We start from the raw sequence: 18,988 nt of genomic DNA, 5'->3' as shown, positions 1-18,988 counted from the left end.
CACGAGCGATTGAGCAAGGCAGCTCCTATTCCACCGCAACAGCTGGGGACGTCCCGTTCGTGGCTGCGACCTCCGGTTCTCCTCTTCGCTGGATTTCGCTTAAAAGCTCGGCTGCAACTTCGCTGCTTTTGAAACGGATGCTGCAGTCTTCTTTCTTAGGAAAAGCCAGTAATGGAATAGCTCCGTACCAGACGGTTTCCTCGTCAATTACTGACGCGCACAGGCGCCCTTCGGCTTTGATGGAATAGTCGACGTTCATCTCGGCAAAAATCGCTTTTACGTCATCGCGCGGAGTCGAGGCAATTGAAATCTCAAGGGCAATCCCACGGACAATAGCGCTCGTGAGCGCGGCGGCGAGCTTCGCGAGGCATGCGGCGGATGCGTAGGGCGCGGCAATAAAAATGCTTTTCGTTGCGCTTGCGATGTCGTCCGCTAAAGCCTCCACGGCTGTTGCCGACCTAACGAGGATGTTTCGATCGGCCTGTTTGTTGTCATTTGCTGCAAAGACTTCATACCCCAGCTTGGCATAGGTCTTGAGTCTCTTCTGGTACATACGCGCGAGCATGGGTATCGACAAATCAACATAGTCGAATATCTCAACCCGCTGCTTGCCCTCGTGACTTCTATGTAGTCTGCCTGCCTGCTGCGTTATGCTGCCGTCCCAAGATATCGGTGTGGCAATGAGCAGAGTGTCAAGGTAAGACAGGTCGAAGCCCTCGCCCAGAAGGCCTTCGGTTGCGATGATAATTCGATGCTCATGCTCGAAGCCGGGAAGGCTGTTCAGTATTGCCTTTCTTTCTTTGGCGTCGATTTCTCCGGTTAAGAGTATGGGTTCGTGTCCGCGGCTTTGAAGCAGCCTATATAGCTCTTCGGCATGTTTTTTCCTTTTGGATAGCACAAGCGAATGTCGACCGTTTGACGCGGTATCGAGGGCATCGTCGACAATTGCTTCGTTTCTCGCTGTGTGCGCACACAGGAGATCGAGAACCTGATTAAAGGACGCCCCTGGTTTGTAGGCGGGTAGTCGAACTCCGGTAAAACGCGGCCTAACAACGCGCTGAATTCCCTGTTGGATTGCTTGCGTTTTTGGATCAATGACATGGCGAAGCGGGCCGCAGAGCATTGAGAGTGCTCGCGTGAGTCCGTCCGAGCGTTCGGGCGTCGCAGAAAGGCCGTATACATATTTGGCTGGAGCGGACTTGAGGACAAGCTCAAGCTGTGGTGCGGCTGCATGGTGACATTCATCACAGATGACGAGGCCGTAATCACGAACGAACTCCTTGGCTATTGGTTCTCCGGTCTGGGGGTCCTTGCTGGACAGAGACTGGAATGAAGCAATGTCGATGAGATGGCTTATGGCGGTTTTACCTCCTCCGATTTGGCCAATGAGCGGCGGCTGCCTTTTACTGATTCGTCCTTTTGGGGTTCGGACTGGCTTTCTGTTATCAGTAATGTCGATAAACCGTTCGAGCTGGGATTTCCATTGGGCAATGAGCGCAGTCTTGGGAACGATGACGAGCGTTGGAAGACCGATGGTAGCAATAAGATAGGCTCCGATGACGGTTTTGCCGAAACCCGTCGGTGCAGACATGATTCCGTCTTCATAGTCGAGTATCTGTTCGGCGGCAATTTGCTGTTCAGGGCGAAGAGTCCCTTTAAATGCCATCACAATTGGATTGCCAGACTTGCGCTTGTCAGAATAGTGGGCAGCAACGCCGGCTTCTTGAAACAGCCACTCAAGCTGAGCCTTGCAGCCTCTGGGAATCGCGACGCAGCTGTCTCTAAGTTCGCTGAGGTCTATGTACCGCGGTTTGCCGAATACCGATTGATGCATAGATTGCGCGCGGAAGAATTCTGGGTTGGCAAATGTTGCAAGCCTGCGAACTTCCATTTGAGCTGCGGGACTCAGAGATTTTTCGGGGATATAGAGCATATCGGCCTGCGTGACGGACAGCGATGACGGGAAGTCCTGCGGCGTGAGCGGAAGCCGCTTTCGCGGCCTCTGAGAATGTGGCGCGGCGGTGTTTCCCACCACTGCAGCAGATATTCCATGCGGTTTATTGTCGATGCTCTCAATCAGATTTTGCACTGTTGCATGTGGAATCAGCTGAATTTGCGAAAGGTAAAGCCATTGATCGGGAAAGGGCTCAAATTGCTCGTCAACAAATACGCTGTTCCCTTTTCGCTGCGCTTTTCCTTGAAAAGGCAGTGCTATGAGATTTCCAAAGCCGCCCTCAGGAATGGTGGACTGCGCGGGCAGCATCCGGTCAAAAGCTTCAAAGGTGATTGTCTTGTTGAGCGCCGCTGCTTCGGTGATAAGGCTGCTTCCAAATTCTCGTGCGATCTTTGCGCTGGTGAGCTCTAGGAAGAAAAACCAGACATGTGTGCCGTTACCTGATCTCGATCGCTCGACCGCAGCATCGATTCCATGGTTTTTTGCGACACGCCGAATGGCGTTTGTCGCTTCTTTCCAATCGGCTCCGTCAAAGTCGATGACCAGGACTTTTGTGTTGCTGTCATTATCGAGAACATATTGACCTATGACGTCTCGGAGTCTGTCGTCACTGCCCTTGAAATGGGAGATGATCGCGGTATCGCTCAACTCGGGGAAGACGCGGTTGCCACATTCAGCGCATTTGGTTTTCTGACGATTTGCTTTGGGACAAATGCCTGACTTCCACTCGTTTGCGCAAGCGGGCGTATAGCCGATTCCCCCGTCTTTTCTGCGGTACCCATGGGCGTAAACATCTTTGCGGCCAGTAAAGAGATTGCGAAAGAGCTCGAGTTTGTCGCGCGCTGGACTCGCACTGGTGACGATACCCTCGACCTGCGTCCGTCTATCGAAAGATGTGCCAGCTTTCTCCCATTCTTCGAGCCTTGCGTAACGGATGTCTGGGCCATTGCTGCAGATGACGATTTGGCCGTACGGCTCAGATACATGAACGACTGCTTCCTTGAATTGGAATACCGTGTCCCCGATGAGGGCGTATTGATGCGTGACGGTGCTCATGTAAATGCCGTTCTTGTTGGGGTTCATTAAAATGAGAGTACGTTATTTTGGTTTTTTGGGCATCCGATTCTGATTTTGATTCGGTGATAGTGGAGTGCGGCTCCGTGAGTGGTGTTTGGCTGGTGCTAAAATATGTGGCAGCTGTTATTGAGTGGGTTTTAGCGGCTGCGGGGCGAGCTGGAGATCCTGGGAACTGCCTTCGAATAGGACCGGTGGGCAAAAAATGGCAAATATGAGTACTGTTGTTGCGACAGTATCATATCATCTGTAAAGTATTTAAGACCAATCGAGTGAAATCGAATATAACCAACCCTCTAAACATGACGATTTGGGGCATTATGGCGCTCGAAATTGGCGGTGAGATGCAAATTCAGCCAGATTTCGGTGCTACTAAATTTGTAGCAGTACTCATATTTGCCATTTTTTGACCAAGGGGTATCGCAAGGGGGTTGGATAAAGCATCGATCGCCTGCAATGGCTCAATTGGGCAGTTGTGCGGCAATTGAGTTGCGGCGTAATGGGAAGCTATTCGCAGCCTTTCGACTAAAACGGTCCCTTTACCGCCGCCATTCCTAAAGAGATGCCGGCGCGCCTTAAGTTGGGGCGTGCCGGCGTGATGGCTTTGCTGTGGCTGGGTGTACCTCGGCTGTTCGACTGTCCCAGCTTGTCCTGTCTAGCTAGGCAGACCTTTCTTAGCGTTTAACGTTTGCCCAGATAAAACCTGCCAAAATAAACCTGTCCCTAATTGGCAGGTTGGTAGCGGGGGCAGTAGCTGATGGCGATGGCATCGACGCCTACGTGGGTGGCGATGGTGCAGCCGATGGGACCGGTGCCCGCATCGACGCAGTCCTGGCCCGCGAGCGCCTGGTTGACGAGCTCTTGCTCTTCGACGGCGCCGGTTGTGAGCACGCGTACGCTCGCGCCCGGATGCTCGGCCAAAAAGTCGAGGCAATCGGCCATGGTGTTGGCAACGATGCGCTTGGCGCCGCGGCCCTTTTTGATGACTTTGATCTCGCCCGATTTCCACTCCGGCGAAACGGCCAGGCGAATGTTGAGCATCTGCGCGAGGTGGCCGGCGAGCTTGGGCGCGCGGCCGTTCTTAACAAGGTTCTCGAGCGTGCGGGGAATCAGTAACAGGTGGGCGTCAGGCAGCGTCGCGCGAATCTGCGCCTCGGTCTCGTCCAGGCTGCGGCCGTCATCGCGCATGGCGAGCGCGTATTCCACCAGCAAGCCCTCAGCGCCCGAGCCGGTGCGCGAGTCGACGCAGCGCACGTCGAGCTTATGGGCGTCAGCTACCAGACATGCGTTGGCATGGCAGGCGGACCACTCGCTGCATAGCGAGATAAAGATGGCGCTGCCATGGCCGTCGGCGAGCACGCGATCAAAGAGCGCCTTGAGCTCGCCGGCGCTCGGCTGCGACGTGTGCGGCAACTGCTCGGAGTCGGCCATGCGGGCGATGTACTCCTCGGCGGTAATCTGCATCTGGTCGAGCAGATCCTCGCCTTCGATAACCACATGCAGTGGAATCACGTAAATGCCGAGTTCTTGGGCGCGGGCGGGGGAGATGTCCGACGTGGAGTCGGTTATGATGGCAAAAGACATAATTGCACCTTTCGTCGGGGCGCTTGTGCGCCGCCTTCTGAGAGCAAAGTGCGACAAGTATAGTGGAGTTGTTCCGCATTGCTAGGTTCAATTGTTGAATAGTCAACAGTTTTTAATGTTGGTGTGGAAATCATCAACTGGGGAAGAGGGATGCCGATGGGGGCACTGGAGATATGCAGGCGGCCGGTCGTGCTGTTTGATTTCGATGGTACGGTGGCCGATACGGGCCGGGCGGTGATGACCTCGACGCGCAAGGCGCTGACTGCGCGCGGGTTTTCGGAGGCGCAGATGGGTGACCTGCGCCGTATGATCGGGCCGCCCCTGTGGAAGAGCTTCCACGACTTTTACGGCTTTACGCGTGAGGAGTCGCTCGTGGTGGCCGACGAGTACCGTGCCTTTTTTGACGAGCTGGGTCCGGAGGAGTATCCCGTGTTCGATGGGATCCCCGCGCTGCTCGATGGTCTTGCCGCTCAGGGACATCGCTTGGCCGTGGCGACCTCTCGTATGGAGGCGAAGTGCATCGACATGGTGCATGAGCTGGGGCTTTGCCAGTTCGAAGCCGTGGTCGGCATGAATCCGCCGCAGGGGCGCGAGACCAAGGCGGATTCGGTCCGCGATGCGCTGGCGGCCCTGGGCGCGACCGCGGACGATGCCGTGATGGTTGGCGACCACTTTAACGACGTGGAGGGCGCGCACGCAATGGGCGTGCCGTGCGTCGGCATCTATTCGGGCGCGGCGGAGCCGGGCGAGCACGAGGCGGCGGGTGCAGACGCGGTGGTGCACTCGGTGGCCGAGCTTGCTAAACTTTTCGCTATCTAGGGACTTAATGTGAGGGGCGGGCGTGCTCGCCGCTCATTGGTAAGGAGGTCGTCCATGAATCAGGTGGAGCAGAGTGTTGCCGAGTACGTCGACGAGGTCTGGGAGGACGTCGTCGCCGATATCGAGCGGCTGGTGAGCTACCCGTCTGTTGCCGTTGCTGCCGATGCGGAGCCCGGTGCGCCGTTTGGCAGCCCGGTCCGTGACGCGCTCGATTGCGCGCTCGGCATCGCACAGAACCTCGGCTACCAGACGAGCGACGACGAGGGCTATGTGGGCATTGCCGATATCCCTGGTCGCGGCGACAAGCAGCTCGCGACCATCTGCCACGTGGACGTGGTGCCCGCCGGCCCGGGCTGGAACACCGACCCGTTTGCGATGGAGCGTCGCGAGGGCTGGCTGCTCGGCCGCGGCGTGATCGACGACAAGGGTCCGGCGGTACTGTCGCTCTACGCCGGCGCCTATCTGCTCAAGCACGGCATTACCCCGCGCTATACCTTCCGCGCCCTGCTGGGCTGCGATGAGGAAGTGGGCATGTCCGACGTTCACCATTATCTGGAGAACCACGCAGACCCCGACTTTTTGTTTACGCCCGATGCCGAGTTCCCGGTCTGCAATGCCGAGAAGGGCCAGTTTGGGGTGACGTTCGTGAGCTCCAAGATTGACGGCGGGCGCATTGTGTTCTGGGGCGGTGCCGAGGCGAGCAACGCTATTCCGTCGCAGTCTATCTGCGAGCTTGCGATTGCCGCCGATGAGCTGCCGGCGCCCGTTGAGAACGCCGACCGCCTAGAGATCACGGCGCTCGAGAACGGCCATGCCCAGATTTTCGCGCACGGTATCGGTGGCCATGCTTCGATGCCCGAGGGGACGATCAACGCCGTTGGTCTGATCGTGACGTACCTGCGCGAGGTCGAGGACGCGTTTGCCGCACGCGACGAGCGCTTGCTGACGCCTGCCGAGCATGAGTTTGTCAAGTTTCTGGCCTTTGTACATGCGGATGCCTATGGCCGCGGCCTGGGTATCGACGCGACGAGCCCCGCGTTTGGCCCGCTCACGTGCAACCCCGGCGTCATCCGCGTGGCGGATGGCCACATTGAGCAGGTCATCGACGTGCGCTTCCCCGATAGCACGAGCGCCGATACCATCCGTGGGCAGCTCGAGCCGCTCGTGGGCCGCTTTGGCGTGACGTATCGCGTCGGCCGCGCCAAGGTACCGTTCTCGGTCTCTGCCGATGATCCGGCCGTGAAGGCGCTTATCGATACCTATAACGAGTTCACCGGCAAGCATGCCGAACCCTTTGCCATGGGCGGTGGCACGTACGCACGCAACTTTGCCCGCGCCGTGTCGTTTGGCCCCGAGGAGACCGGCCTGGAGCTGCCCGCATGGGGTGGCCAGATGCACGGCCCCAACGAGTGCGCCAACGAAGAACAGCTCAAGCAGGCGCTCAAGATCTACATCGTGGCGATCCTGCGTCTCAACGAACTCGAACTTTAAGGTTACGCGGTTTTACCAAACCGCGTAACGGGTCGACGCTGCAAACGCCCCTAAGCGGCAATCTGACGTTCAATCGTCGGTCGCGTACCAAAGTACGCTTCCCTCCTCTTTCACGTCACCTTGCTCGCTTAGGGGCGTTTTCGCTGACTCATGCTCAACCTGCGGGGTTTCCAAGGTAGTCGTTGGGTGTTCTTAAATGACTAGTCAAACAAGAACGTCCAATGACTACCTTGTAAAAGGTGGACCATGCTTGTCGGCGGGTTTGTTATTTGTTTGTAAAGCTGAACCGCGCTTGCGGTAAGGGTCTATCAAATGCCCGTAAGAAAGCGCAGTTGGCGCGGGCGCTGCCTGGTCGGGGCCGTATCTTTCCAAACAGCAAAGCGGGCAGGGTGCCCGCGAGTCGCATGTATGAAAGGAAGATCATGCTCGATCAGGCTTATTCTCGTCGTCAGTTCCTCGGCCTCGCTGGTGGTCTTGCCAGCATCGTCGGCCTCGGCCTCGTTGGCTGCGGCGGTTCCAATGCCGCTGACACCGCCAAGGGCAGCGTCGCCGCCGAGTCCGTCTCCGGCGAGGTGACCTACGACGGCGCCTCTTCGTTCCAGGCTCTCGTCGAGGCTGCTGCCGAGAAGTTCATGGACGCCAACCCGGACGTCTCCATCTCCGGCTCGGGTAACGGTTCGGGCAAGGGCCTGACCGCCGTCGCCGCCGGCACCGTCACCATCGGTAACTCCGATGTCTTCGCCGAGACCAAGCTCGAGGCCGACCAGGTCAAGAACCTCGTCGACCACGAGGTCGCCGTTGTGGGCATGGGTCCCGTCGTCTCCAAGAACGTGACGGTCGACGACCTGTCCCTCGAGCAGCTCAAGGGCATCTTCTCCGGCCAGATCACCAATTGGAAGGAGGTCGGCGGCGATGACGCCACCATCGTCGTCCTCAACCGCAAGGCCGGCTCCGGCACCCGCGCCACCTTCGAGGCCGCCGTCTTTGGCGACGAGGCCGTCGACTTTAAGGGCGACGCCGAGCTCGACAAGTCCGGCGATGTCCAGACCCAGATGGGCAGCACCGACAACGCCATCTCCTACCTCGACTTCTCGCACTTCGATGACTCCAAGTTCAACGCCATCAAGGTGGAGGGCGTCGAGCCCAAGAGCAAGAATGTCACTGACGACTCCTTCAAGATCTGGGCGACCGAGCACATGTACTGCGCGAAGGACGCCGACGATGCCACCAAGGCCTTCCTGAAGTTCATGCTTTCCGACGACGTCCAGGGTAAGCTCGTCGAGGAGCAGGGCTTTATCCCCGTCTCTGCCATGAAGGTCGTCAAGGACGCCAGCGGCAAGGTCTCTGCTAAATAAGCAATCGCCCCCGGAAAGGTTTGCAATGGCAAAACAGCTGCCAAAGCGCGACCTTGAGAACGTGGGCATGGGCGTCACGGGCGCGTGCGTAGCGCTCGTGACGCTTGTCGTTGCCGCGCTCATCTTTATGGTCGCCCAAAAGGGCCTCTCGGCTTTTCTTAAGGATGGCGTTTCAATCGTCGAGTTCTTTACCGGCACTAAATGGGACCTGGCCAACACGGCCGAAAACGGCCTGCCCTACACCGGCGCCCTGCCCCTGATCGTCACCTCGTTTGCGGTCATGGTGCTCTCCACGCTTATCGCGCTGCCCATCGCCATCGGCTCTGCCATCTTTGCGGTCGAGATTCAGCCTAAGTTTGGCTCCAAGGTCTTTCAGCCGCTTATTGAGCTTTTGACCGGTATCCCCTCGGTCGTCTTTGGCTTGATCGGCTTTCATGTGGTCGTCGGCCTTATGAAGAGCGTTTTCCACGTGAGCACGGGCCTGGGCATCTTGCCCGGCGCCATTGTGCTGGCCGTCATGATTCTGCCGACTATGACCACGCTTTCGGTCGATGGACTGCGCGCCGTGCCCGACAGCTACCGCCAGGGCTCGCTCGCGCTGGGCTACACCCGCTGGCAGACCATCTGGCACGTGGTGCTCAAGTCCGCCATGCCGTCGCTCATGACCGCGGTCATCCTTGGTATGACCCGCGCCTTTGGCGAGACGCTCGCCGTGCGCATGGTCATCGGCGGCATCGAGGCCATGCCGACGACACTGCTGTCGCCGGCGTCGACCATCACCACCACGCTCACCACGTCCATGGCGGTCTATGCTGAGGGCTCGGCCCAGGACGATATCCTGTGGGCACTCGGTTTGCTGCTGATGGGTATGAGCCTCATCTTTATCCTGATCATCCACCTTATTGGCCGCAAGGGGGCGAAGGCTCGTGGCTAGCACGCGCATCCACATCGACGAGGCAAGGCTCGGGCGTGTCCAAAAGCAGGACCGCATCGCCACGGGCGTGCTGACGGCAATCGTCGCCATCGTCATGCTCATCGTCGTCTCCATGGTGGCCTACATCCTGTTCGAGGGTATCTCGACGTTGTTCCAGCCGGGTTTCCTCACGCAGCCCGCGCGCGCCAACGGAACCCAGGGCGGCGTGCTCTACCAGCTGTTCGACTCGTTCTACCTGCTGCTGATCACCTTAGGTATCTCGGTGCCCATCAGCCTGGGCGGAGCGGTCTTCCTGGTTGAGTACGCGCCGAACGGCCCTATCCGCGACATCGCCTCTACCGCCATCGAGACGCTGTCCTCGCTGCCTTCCATCGTCGTCGGCATGTTCGGCTTTCTGGTGTTCTCGGTGCAGCTGGGCTGGAAGTACTCCATCATCTCCGGTGCTGTCGCGCTCACCATGTTCAATATCCCCATCCTGGTGCGCGTGATCCAGCAGGCGCTCGAGGACGTGCCACAGGCCCAGCGCGATGCATGCCTGGCCATGGGCCTTACCCGCTGGGAGGCCACGCTGCACATCCTGATTCCCGAGGCCATGCCCGCCATCGTGACCGGCATCGTGCTTTCGGCCGGCCGTGTGTTTGGCGAGGCCGCAGCACTGCTCTTTACCTCGGGTATGAGCTCGCCGGTTCGCCTGAACTTCTTGAGCTTTAACCTGTCGAGCCCCACCTGTGCCTGGAACGTGTTCCGCCCTGGCGAGTCGCTCGCCGTGCATATCTACAAGATCTATGGCGAGGGCAGCCCCGAGGCCCAGCAGATCGTCTGGGGCACCGCGGCGCTGCTGATGATTTGCGTGCTGCTGTTTAACGTAGTCGCCCGTATCGTGGGCAAGCAACTGGCAAGGAGGATGACGGCCGAATGAGCGAGATGGGTGTAACGCCCGCAACCGAAGCGGCATCGTCCGAGACCCAGGACTTTTTGTCGAGCGTGGGGGAGAGCGAGAAGCGCGTGCGCGTGAGCGGCAAGGCCGTGAGCGACGAGGTCGTGCTCTCCACTAAGGACGTCAACGTGTACTATGGCGACCACCATGCCCTGCACAATACGTCGCTCGAGTTTCACAAGGGCGAGATCACGGCACTCATCGGGCCTTCGGGCTGCGGTAAGTCGACCTTTTTGCGCAGCCTCAACCTTATGAACCGCGAGATTCGCGGCTGCCGCGTGGAGGGCGAGATTAACTACCGCGGACGCAATGTGAACACCAGGACCGAGAACACGTACGAGCTGCGTCGCTCCATTGGCATGGTGTTCCAGCAGCCCAACCCTTTCCGCAAGTCCATTCGCGACAACATCACGTTTGCGCCAAAGCGTCACGGCATTACCGACCGCGACGAGCTTGATCGCATGGTCGAGGAAAGCCTGCGCGGTGCGGCGCTGTGGGACGAGGTCAAGGACAAGCTCGACAAGAGCGCCTGCGCGCTTTCGGGCGGCCAGCAGCAGCGTCTGTGCATCGCGCGCACGCTGGCACTCAACCCCGACGTGATTTTGTTCGACGAGCCCTGCTCGGCGCTCGACCCCATCTCGACGCTGGCGATCGAGGACCTTATGTCGTCGATTGTGGCCGAGCGCGCCATCGTCATCGTGACGCACAACATGGAGCAGGCGTCGCGCGTGTCCAACCGCACGGCGTTCTTCTACATGGGCGATATGGTCGAGTACGACGAGACTGACGAGATTTTTCAACGGCCCAAAGATAAGCGGCTGAATGATTACCTCACCGGCATGTTCTCCTAGTCCGGGACATGCTTGAGGCCCGCGGCGGCCACGGTTGCCGCGGGACTGATTGGAGAGGCGGGTCATCTCTTTTGCGAGATGGCCCGCCTTTTTGCTCTGCGACCGAATCGACCACCACAAAGGGGACAGGCACCTTCGTGGTGGTTTTTCGAATAACGAGGCGCCTGCCCAAAACCACCACGAAGGTGCCTGTCCCCTTTGTGGTGGTTTTCGCTATCATGGACAACGTTGAATTTCTACGAAGGAGCAGGGCATATGGCGATTCTTTTGGGATGCGATTCCGTCAGCCTAGAGTTTCCCACCAAGCATATTTTCGATAGCGTGACGCTCGGCGTGGGCGAGGGCGACCGCATTGGTATCGTCGGCAAAAACGGCGACGGCAAGTCGACGCTGCTGAGCGTGCTCGCCAGCACGCTGGAGCCCGACGACGGCCGCGTGACGCATCGCCGCGGCACCACGATCGGCCTGCTCGGCCAAAAGGACGACCTGGTCGATACTGATACCGTGCATCATGCCGTTGTGGGCGACGCCCCCGAGTACGAGTGGGCGTCGAGCCCCCGCACGCGCCAGATCCTCGCCGGCCTCATCAGCGATGTGCCCTGGGAGGGCACGGTGGGCGAGCTCTCGGGCGGTCAGCGCCGTCGCGTGGACCTCGCGCGCTTGCTGATCGGCGATTACGACGTGCTCATGCTCGACGAGCCCACCAACCACCTGGATATGCGCACCATCAACTGGCTCGCGCGTCACTTAAAGGCCCGCTGGCAGCGCGGCCAGGGTGCCATGCTCGTGGTCACGCACGACCGCTGGTTCTTGGACGAGGTCTGCACCAGCATGTGGGAGGTCCACGACGGCCAGGTCGATCCCTTCGAGGGCGGCTATTCGGCATACATCCTGCAGCGCGTGGAGCGCGACCGCATGGCCGCCGTTACCGAGGAGCGCCGTCGCAACATGGCGCGCAAGGAGCTCGCGTGGCTGAGCCGCGGTGCCCAGGCTCGTTCCACCAAGCCCAAGTTTCGCGTGGATGCCGCTCGCGAGCTGATCGCCGACGTGCCGCCCGTGCGTGACGAGCTGGAGCTCAAGCGCCTCGCCGTGAGCCGCCTAGGCAAGCAGGTTATCGATGTGGTCGACGTGGACGCCGGCTATGCGGATGTCGATGGCGCGCCCAAGCAGGTACTCTCCGACGTGACCTGGTTCATTGGTGCGGGCGACCGCTATGGTCTTTTGGGCGAGAATGGCGCTGGCAAGTCGACGCTGCTTGATGTGATCCAGGGCAAAATTGCGCCCACGCGCGGCCGCGTGAAGATTGGCCAGACAGTGCGCTTTGGCGTGCTGTCGCAGCAGCTCGAGGAGCTCGAGCCCTTCATGGGCGACACGATCCGCGAAGTGCTCAGCAACTACAAAAGGTACTACGTCATCGACGGCAAGGAGACCTCGCCCGAGAAGCTCTGCGAGCGCTTGGGCTTTACGACCCAGCAGCTCTGGAGCCGCATCGGCGATCTTTCGGGCGGCCAGCGCCGTCGCCTGTCACTGTTGCTGACGATCCTGGACGAGCCCAATGTGCTTATCCTGGACGAGCCGGGCAACGACTTGGATACCGACATGCTGGCGATTGTCGAGGACCTGCTCGACGGCTGGCCCGGCACGCTGATCCTGGTGACGCACGACCGCTTTTTGATGGAGCGCGTGACCGACCAGCAGTGGGCGCTGCTCGATGGTCACCTGACGCATATGCCCGGCGGCGTGGACCAGTACCTGCGCCTGTGCAACGCTACTGCCGATGGCGAGCCCGTGGGCGCACCGAGTGCCAAGACCGGCACGTTCGACACCGGTGCCGCGGCGGTTGCGGGCGAAAAGCCCAAGACGAGCGGGCAGCCCAACGGCCTTTCCAACGCCGAGCGCCAGAAGCTCCGCCGCGAGGTGAGCTCGCTCGAGCGCAAGATGGAAACACAGCGCGCTCGCGTGGAGGAGGCCGAGGCCGCGATGGCCCAGGTCGATCCCACCAACTACACGGCGCTGGGCGAGCAGCAGGCAAAGATCGACGAGGCCCACGCCGCCATGGACGAGCTGGAGATGGCGTGGCTCGAGGCGAGTGAAAAGCTCGAGGGCGAGGAGTAGGCGAGGATGATCAAGGCCGCATTTTTCGATATCGACGGCACGCTGCTGAGTTTTAAGACGCACCGGATTCCGGCGTCGGCGCAGCAGGTGCTCGACAGCTTTCGCGGGCAGGGGATTGCGTGCGTGATCGCCACGGGCCGCCCGACCTATCAGATGCCCGATTGGCTATTCGACCTGGGCTGGGATGCGTACATTACGCTCTCGGGCCAGCACTGCTTTGATGCCAAGGGCGTATACCGCAGCTGCCCGATTGACCCGGACGACGTTGCGGTGATTGTGGACCAGGTGGCGCAGGGGCGCTATGACTCGCTGTGCATGCAGGGCGAGAATTCGTTTGTGAACCGCCTGTCCGAGCGCGTGGTGACGGCAGGCAGCAACGCGGGAATCGTCTACCACGAGGAGCCGTTTGAGCACGCCTTCGATGCGCCGGTTTACCAGTTCTGCGCCTTTGTGGACCCTACCGACGAGCATATCGTGACCGACGCCGTGTCGCATTCGCTCACCACGCGCTGGTGCGATCTGTTCTGCGACATTATTCCCGCTAACGGCGGCAAGGACCTGGGCGTGGCGGCAACGCTGGAGCGCCTGGGCATCGACGCGAGCGAGGCAATCGCCTTTGGCGACGGCGAGAACGACCTGTCGATGTTTGCCGCCGTGGGCACGAGTGTGGCCATGGGCAACGCGCAGGACACCGTGAAGGCCGCGGCGACCTACGTGACGACCGCCGTGGACGACGATGGGATCTACAACGCCGCAAAGCACTTTGGCCTGCTATAGCTGAGGATTCAGCACTTGGGGACGTTCCTTTTCTGCCGGCAGCTGGGGACACTCCTTGCGGGGCGTGTCCCCATGTTGTGTTCGCCTGGCGCGTTTTGTGAAACACGGCTAACTTTTTAAACAACGTAGTAAGACATGGGCAACTTTTACGGTAAAGTAAGCCAAGGAAAGTATCCAAAGGCTAACTAACGATCATCGCGAAAGGCGGCCCATGGCCCTACGTGAATCTGGAGAAGACTATCTCGAATCTATTTATGTGCTCTCGGAGCGCCAAGGCACGGTGCGCTCAATCGACGTCGCCGAATACCTGGGCGTGACCAAGGCGAGCGTCTCTAAAGCCATGGCGACGCTGGAAAACAGCGGCTATGTCGAAATGGGCAAGCGCGACGTTCATCTGACGGAACGTGGTCTGGAGGTCGCTCGCCAAATGTGGGAGCGCCACTGCTTTTTCGTGCGGTTGCTCGAGGAAGCCGGTGTTTCGGCGGATGTCGCGTCGCAAGAGGGTTGCCACATGGAGCACTGCCTGAGTGAGGAGAGCTTCGAGAAGCTGAGGGCGATGTTGGGACGGGACGGCGACCGGGACCAGTAACCCCACCAACTAAGTCCAACTCAGACAAGGAACCCCGCCAGCAAGCGATGCCCAAGAACCGCCAACAACGTCACCGCAGGCCGGGGCCGGGCTTGGTTTTGAAAACATTCCGCAGCGCGAGGCCCGCCTTTCCGTTGCTCCGCAGGAGCAGGAAAGACGGGCCTCATGCGCGAGGACGTTTTCAAAACCAAGCCCGGCCCCGGCCGGAGGGATCACGAGTGCTACAGGTTCTTGACCCCCATCGCGCGCATGGCGTTCAGGATGGCGATGATCGCCACGCCTACGTCGCCGAACACGGCAAGCCACATATTGGCGATGCCCAGCGCTGCCAGCACCAGAATCAGCAGCTTAACGCCCAGCGCAAAGATGATGTTCTGCCAAACAATCGTCATGGTCTTGCGCGCCACACGGATCGCGCGGGAAATGTTGGACGGTTTGTCGTCCATGAGCACCACGTCGGCGGCCTCAATCGCAGCGTCGGAGCCCATGGCGCCCATGGCAATGCCCACATCGGCGCGCGTAAGCACAGGCGCATCGTTGATGCCGTCGCCGACAAAGGCGAGTTTGCCCTTGCCGCTTTCGGCCGCGAGCAGCGCTTCAACACGCTCGACCTTATCGCCCGGCAGCAGTTGCGCATGGAACTCGTCGAGGCCGAGCTGCTTGGCCACCGCAGCAGCCACTTCCTCGCGGTCGCCCGTGAGCATAACGGTGCGCTTGACGCCGGCGGCGTGCAGGTCGCGGATCGTCTGCTCGGCATCGACCTTAACGGTGTCTGCAATCACGATGTGGCCGGCGTACACGCCGTCAACGAGCACATGCAGGATCGTTCCGATGACCTCGCAATCGGGCGCTTCGACTCCGGCCGCGGCGAGCATCTTTGCGTTGCCAACGACGACGTGCTTGCCGTCGATGGTTGCCATCACACCGTGGCCCGCGTCGTTGGCGGAGTCGCTCACGCGCTTGGGGTCGACCTCGCCCTGGTAGGCGACGCGCACGGACTGCGCGATGGGGTGATCGGAGAAAGACTCCGCAAGGGCTGCGACCTCGAGCAACGACTGCTCGGTATAGCCAGCCTCGGGGTGCACCGCGACCACCGAGAACGTGCCGTTGGTGAGGGTGCCCGTCTTGTCAAAGACGACGGTGTCCACGTCGGCGAGTGTCTCGAGGTAGTTAGAACCCTTGATGAGAACGCCCAGCTTGGAGGCGCCGCCGATGCCGCCAAAGAAACTGAGCGGCACGCAGATCACCAACGCGCACGGGCAGCTGACGACCAGGAAGGTCAGGCCGCGCAGAATCCAGTCGGACCAGGCACCGGTGACCAGGCCGCCGCCAAGGGCGAGCACCACGGCCGCGCCGGTGACGGCGGGGGTGTAGACGCGGGCAAAGCGCGTGATGAAGTTCTCGGTGCGTGCCTTCTTTTCGCTGGCATTTTCCACGAGCTCCAGGACGCGTGCGACGGTGGACTCGCCAAAAGGCTTGGTGGTGCGCACGTGGATGAGGCCCGTCATGTTGATGAAGCCACTGATGATGTCGTCGCCGGACTTGGCGGGGCGGGGGACCGACTCACCCGTGAGCGCGGCGGTGTCGAGCTGGGTTTCGCCCTCGACGATGATGCCGTCGATAGGCACGCGCTCGCCTGGCTTGACCACGATCACGGTGCCGACGGCGATGTCATCGGGAAAGACCTGTTCGAGTGTGCCGTCGGCTTGCTCGACGTTAGCGTAGTCGGGCGCGATGTCCATCATGGCGCTGATCGACTTGCGGCTCTTGCCCACGGCGTATGCCTGGAACAGCTCGCCGACCTGGTAGAACAGCATGACAGCGGCGCCTTCGGCCATGTGCGGGTCGGTATCGGGGAAGAGCACCATGGCAAACGCGCCGATGGTCGCGACGGCCATGAGGAAGCTCTCGTCGAAGGCCTTGCCGCGGCGGATGTTATTGAATGCCTTTTGCAGTACGTCGTAGCCGGCAATCAAAAACGGCACGAGGAACAGCACAAAGCTGGCGTAGATGTCGCCCGGGGTGCCGAACGCGGCGGCGAGGGTGCCAAGCTCATCGAGGGCGTACACCACGGCAAAAATGCCCAGCGCTACCAGGATGCGGTTGCGCTTATGCTCGAGTGACTCTTTTTTCTTGCGCTTCTTCTTTGTCTTTTTGGGGTCGGCAGTGGCCATGACTCGTATCCTCCCAATTGAATGTATGAACACTCGCTCATATAATTTCGCGAGCAAAGGCCGCGGCAAGCGCGGCCTTGCAGGCTGGCGTAAACCTGGGCTAGAGAATGATCTCGCAGTCCGGCTCGGCGTCGGCCGTAAACTCCACGACGCGGTTGAGCACCTCGTCGAACTCGGTGTCATCGGCCTCGAGCGTCAGCTTCTGGGTCATAAAGTTGACGGACACGGATTTGACGCCCTCGAGCTTGGCCAGCTCGTCTTGAAGCTCGCGTGCGCAGTTGGCGCAGTCGATCTCGTCGAGTTTAAACTGCTTTTTCATGGTGGGTTCCTTTCCCTGTTTTGCGGCTTGGGTGCAGGCCGCGCTGGTACCGTGGTTGGTTGCTATTCGCAGATATGGCTCATGCCCTGGTTGAGCATGGTGTAGACGTGATCGTCGGCAAGCGAGTAGAGGATGTTGCGGCCGTCGCGGCGGAACTTGACCAGGTGCGACTGCTTAAGCGTGCGCAGCTGGTGCGATACTGCCGACTGCGAGGTTGCGGTCGCCTCGGCGATGTCGGCTACGCAGAGCTCGCGGCCCATGAGGGCATAGAGAATCTTGATGCGCGTGGTGTCGCTGAAGACCTTGAACAGGTCGGCCAAGTCGTACAGCAACTCCTCGTCGGGAAGGTCCTCGGGCGAGCAGGTGGTGGGGATCACGGGTTCGGTGGCCTCGATGTCAGTCTTTGTTTCATCAGCGTGGTCGCTCATTGCAGCATCCTTTCATATGAACATGCGCTCATATAACTTACTTCCGATTATATGAGCGCATGTTCATATGTCAATACAATTTGCGATAATTTCGATGGCTGCTTGCCGCCTCTGCGATTTTCTGTGGGTTGGGATGCATCGACGCAATGCTCGCCAACATATTTTGAGATGTTCGGCCAGCATGCTAAGATAGCCGCCTCGAGAAGCATTAGAACTGTTCATATTTGTACTTAATCTTGTTAAATATCGTGAGAATCAGTTCTTTCTCTACGGGAGTTCCTGCAGAATCAGTTTTATCTAAAGTTATATTGAGCATTGCTGCGGCAAATCCGGCACATCGGCGGCCGAATAAGTCGAAAAATGTAGGTGGACATCCGCAGGGATCGACTTTAGAAGAGTGAATTCTCAATCAGATTAATAATCGTGTCGTCTTCCGTGCGGTTTTCATCGATTTTTGCGGACATGTCGCATTCCCAAGGCCCATTGATTTCTTCAGCAAGGGCCCCGACGTGTTGCATGTCGTCGGGTTCGGGCACATCGTTGATGCTCGGGTCATCAGCTTGCGGATATTGGCTTGCAATTTCGCGCTTGGCGGACTCTTCTTCTTTGAGAGCCACCAGGACGCGGCGACCGTATTCGAAGTAGCGCCGCAAGACAAATTGACGAAGAGTTTCTTGTAGGATGGCGAAGTTATCCGGGAGTCGACCAGGCCAGATCTTCTCGCGAATGCGAATCGCTTCCATGACCCGTCTAAAAGCGGACTGCTTGAAAAACGAATGACGACTAACTGTGATAACGGCATATCCCATGTTTCGCAGCGTGTTGCGGCGTTCCTCGTCAATTGATTGCTGCTCGGGCTCGTCGTGGTAAAAGCCGTTGTATTCGATATCGGTCATCGAATTCTCGAGTAGCGCGTCGAGGTAGAAAACCGTCCGTCGCGTTAGGGCGGCGTATCTTTTGGGGACTGGAATCGGATAATCCGTTTTGATAGCGCGTATGGCTAAGCCACCCATTGACTTGGGCATCGTCAGCATCATGACAAACGCCGTTTCGAGTGGGGAGCGACAGCCTTCGCGTACATAAGAAAGTGCCTTAAGGGCTTTATTAGATCCACGATACCCCGACGCCTTTGAAAAGAAGGCTCTGAGCTCTTCAACGCTGGTTAGGGCCGGGCGCTCGCGATATTGAGTTTCGTTGGACGTTTCAAGCGCGTAGGAGCCGCAGATTTCAAAGTAATACTCAACGAGCTCCGAAAGGTTGAGGTCGGCTGTTGCTTCTAACGCGCACAGCTTGATATCGACGATGAAGACGTTCGGCTCGAGTTCTAGGTAGCTTTCTGCATCAAACGTATAGCGCGTGCAGTGGCAGATGCAGCCCTTGCGGTGCCTTTTGGAATTATTGGAAAACGTCAGCACATGGATGCTTTCAGAATCGACATTCTTTCTGTTGAGCCATGCTCGTGCCGCTTCCAGGTCGGACGTGGTCGGCGCAGACGCCGTGATCTTTTCCATAGGTATGGGATCGGTCGCGTAGCTTGCGAGCGAGTTGGCTGTTTGGTATACAGCGCGTGCCGTGGTATGTGACAGA

At 59.3% G+C, this 18,988-nt stretch carries 15 protein-coding genes; 9 read left to right on the top strand and 6 right to left on the bottom strand.

Annotated features, from left to right (window positions below; translation table 11 throughout):
* Window positions 1–25: 25 nt before the first annotated feature.
* Complete coding sequence (locus tag DXB98_RS02155) at window positions 26–3,010, bottom strand: DEAD/DEAH box helicase family protein (protein ID WP_158553126.1); 2,985 nt, start codon at window positions 3,008–3,010, stop codon at window positions 26–28.
* Window positions 3,011–3,751: 741 nt separating this feature from the next.
* A complete protein-coding gene (locus DXB98_RS02150) occupies window positions 3,752–4,612 on the bottom strand; it encodes a DegV family protein (RefSeq protein WP_117742991.1) in 861 nt (286 codons plus the stop codon).
* 156 nt (window positions 4,613–4,768) lie between these two features.
* On the opposite strand from DXB98_RS02150, the gene DXB98_RS02145 reads away from it, so the two are divergent.
* From DXB98_RS02145 to DXB98_RS02105, 9 genes are all read left to right on the top strand, one after another.
* A complete protein-coding gene (locus DXB98_RS02145) occupies window positions 4,769–5,431 on the top strand; it encodes an HAD hydrolase-like protein (protein ID WP_233505062.1) in 663 nt (220 codons plus the stop codon).
* Window positions 5,432–5,485: 54 nt separating this feature from the next.
* Window positions 5,486–6,922, top strand: a complete 1,437-nt coding sequence (locus DXB98_RS02140) for a M20 family metallopeptidase (protein WP_117742989.1) — start codon at window positions 5,486–5,488, stop codon at window positions 6,920–6,922.
* A 422-nt stretch (window positions 6,923–7,344) separates the two neighbouring features.
* Complete coding sequence (locus tag DXB98_RS02135) at window positions 7,345–8,277, top strand: phosphate ABC transporter substrate-binding protein (RefSeq protein WP_117742988.1); 933 nt, start codon at window positions 7,345–7,347, stop codon at window positions 8,275–8,277.
* Between the two features lie 25 nt (window positions 8,278–8,302).
* Window positions 8,303–9,211, top strand: coding sequence for a phosphate ABC transporter permease subunit PstC (pstC, locus tag DXB98_RS02130; RefSeq protein WP_117742987.1), 909 nt, complete (start codon window positions 8,303–8,305; stop codon window positions 9,209–9,211).
* Window positions 9,204–10,130, top strand: a complete 927-nt coding sequence (gene pstA / locus DXB98_RS02125; RefSeq protein ID WP_199407098.1) for a phosphate ABC transporter permease PstA — start codon at window positions 9,204–9,206, stop codon at window positions 10,128–10,130. Before pstC ends, pstA begins: the two co-directional genes overlap by 8 nt.
* A complete protein-coding gene (pstB, locus tag DXB98_RS02120; protein WP_199407097.1) occupies window positions 10,127–10,999 on the top strand; it encodes a phosphate ABC transporter ATP-binding protein PstB in 873 nt (290 codons plus the stop codon). Before pstA ends, pstB begins: the two co-directional genes overlap by 4 nt.
* Before the next feature lie 255 nt (window positions 11,000–11,254).
* Window positions 11,255–13,114 carry an ABC-F family ATP-binding cassette domain-containing protein gene (locus tag DXB98_RS02115; RefSeq protein WP_117742985.1) on the top strand — a complete coding sequence of 620 codons (1,860 nt, stop codon included), beginning with the start codon at window positions 11,255–11,257 and terminating at the stop codon, window positions 13,112–13,114.
* A gap of 6 nt (window positions 13,115–13,120) precedes the next feature.
* Window positions 13,121–13,891: a Cof-type HAD-IIB family hydrolase gene (locus DXB98_RS02110; protein ID WP_117742984.1), complete on the top strand. Its 771-nt coding sequence runs from the start codon at window positions 13,121–13,123 to the stop codon at window positions 13,889–13,891.
* A gap of 211 nt (window positions 13,892–14,102) precedes the next feature.
* A complete protein-coding gene (locus tag DXB98_RS02105; RefSeq protein ID WP_117742983.1) occupies window positions 14,103–14,480 on the top strand; it encodes a metal-dependent transcriptional regulator in 378 nt (125 codons plus the stop codon).
* A gap of 221 nt (window positions 14,481–14,701) precedes the next feature.
* Here DXB98_RS02105 and DXB98_RS02100 read toward each other — a convergent pair whose 3' ends face one another.
* The 4 genes from DXB98_RS02100 to DXB98_RS02085 form a co-directional block, all read right to left on the bottom strand.
* Window positions 14,702–16,654, bottom strand: a complete 1,953-nt coding sequence (locus tag DXB98_RS02100; RefSeq protein WP_199407096.1) for a heavy metal translocating P-type ATPase — start codon at window positions 16,652–16,654, stop codon at window positions 14,702–14,704.
* Window positions 16,655–16,754: 100 nt separating this feature from the next.
* Window positions 16,755–16,973 carry a cation transporter gene (locus tag DXB98_RS02095; RefSeq protein ID WP_117742982.1) on the bottom strand — a complete coding sequence of 73 codons (219 nt, stop codon included), beginning with the start codon at window positions 16,971–16,973 and terminating at the stop codon, window positions 16,755–16,757.
* A gap of 62 nt (window positions 16,974–17,035) precedes the next feature.
* Complete coding sequence (locus DXB98_RS02090) at window positions 17,036–17,401, bottom strand: helix-turn-helix transcriptional regulator (protein ID WP_233505061.1); 366 nt, start codon at window positions 17,399–17,401, stop codon at window positions 17,036–17,038.
* A gap of 389 nt (window positions 17,402–17,790) precedes the next feature.
* A complete protein-coding gene (locus DXB98_RS02085) occupies window positions 17,791–18,912 on the bottom strand; it encodes a hypothetical protein (RefSeq protein ID WP_117742981.1) in 1,122 nt (373 codons plus the stop codon).
* Window positions 18,913–18,988 lie beyond the last annotated feature (76 nt).

Source organism: Collinsella sp. OM07-12 (genome assembly GCF_003438275.1).
Classification (GTDB): Bacteria; Actinomycetota; Coriobacteriia; order Coriobacteriales; family Coriobacteriaceae; genus Collinsella.
This window is presented reverse-complemented; position numbering and strand designations above follow the sequence as displayed.

Bases quoted from the DNA above. Each gene is read 5' to 3' on its own strand.
- DXB98_RS02155 (WP_158553126.1), bottom strand. From the start codon at position 3,010: ATGAGCACCGTCACGCATCAATACGCCCTCATCGGGGACACGGTATTC.
- DXB98_RS02150 (WP_117742991.1), bottom strand. From the start codon at position 4,612: ATGTCTTTTGCCATCATAACCGACTCCACGTCGGACATCTCCCCCGCC.
- DXB98_RS02145 (WP_233505062.1), top strand. From the start codon at position 4,769: ATGGGGGCACTGGAGATATGCAGGCGGCCGGTCGTGCTGTTTGATTTC.
- DXB98_RS02140 (WP_117742989.1), top strand. From the start codon at position 5,486: ATGAATCAGGTGGAGCAGAGTGTTGCCGAGTACGTCGACGAGGTCTGG.
- DXB98_RS02135 (WP_117742988.1), top strand. From the start codon at position 7,345: ATGCTCGATCAGGCTTATTCTCGTCGTCAGTTCCTCGGCCTCGCTGGT.
- pstC (WP_117742987.1), top strand. From the start codon at position 8,303: ATGGCAAAACAGCTGCCAAAGCGCGACCTTGAGAACGTGGGCATGGGC.
- pstB (WP_199407097.1), top strand. From the start codon at position 10,127: ATGAGCGAGATGGGTGTAACGCCCGCAACCGAAGCGGCATCGTCCGAG.
- DXB98_RS02115 (WP_117742985.1), top strand. From the start codon at position 11,255: ATGGCGATTCTTTTGGGATGCGATTCCGTCAGCCTAGAGTTTCCCACC.
- DXB98_RS02110 (WP_117742984.1), top strand. From the start codon at position 13,121: ATGATCAAGGCCGCATTTTTCGATATCGACGGCACGCTGCTGAGTTTT.
- DXB98_RS02105 (WP_117742983.1), top strand. From the start codon at position 14,103: ATGGCCCTACGTGAATCTGGAGAAGACTATCTCGAATCTATTTATGTG.
- DXB98_RS02100 (WP_199407096.1), bottom strand. From the start codon at position 16,654: ATGGCCACTGCCGACCCCAAAAAGACAAAGAAGAAGCGCAAGAAAAAA.
- DXB98_RS02095 (WP_117742982.1), bottom strand. From the start codon at position 16,973: ATGAAAAAGCAGTTTAAACTCGACGAGATCGACTGCGCCAACTGCGCA.
- DXB98_RS02090 (WP_233505061.1), bottom strand. From the start codon at position 17,401: ATGAGCGACCACGCTGATGAAACAAAGACTGACATCGAGGCCACCGAA.
- DXB98_RS02085 (WP_117742981.1), bottom strand. From the start codon at position 18,912: ATGGAAAAGATCACGGCGTCTGCGCCGACCACGTCCGACCTGGAAGCG.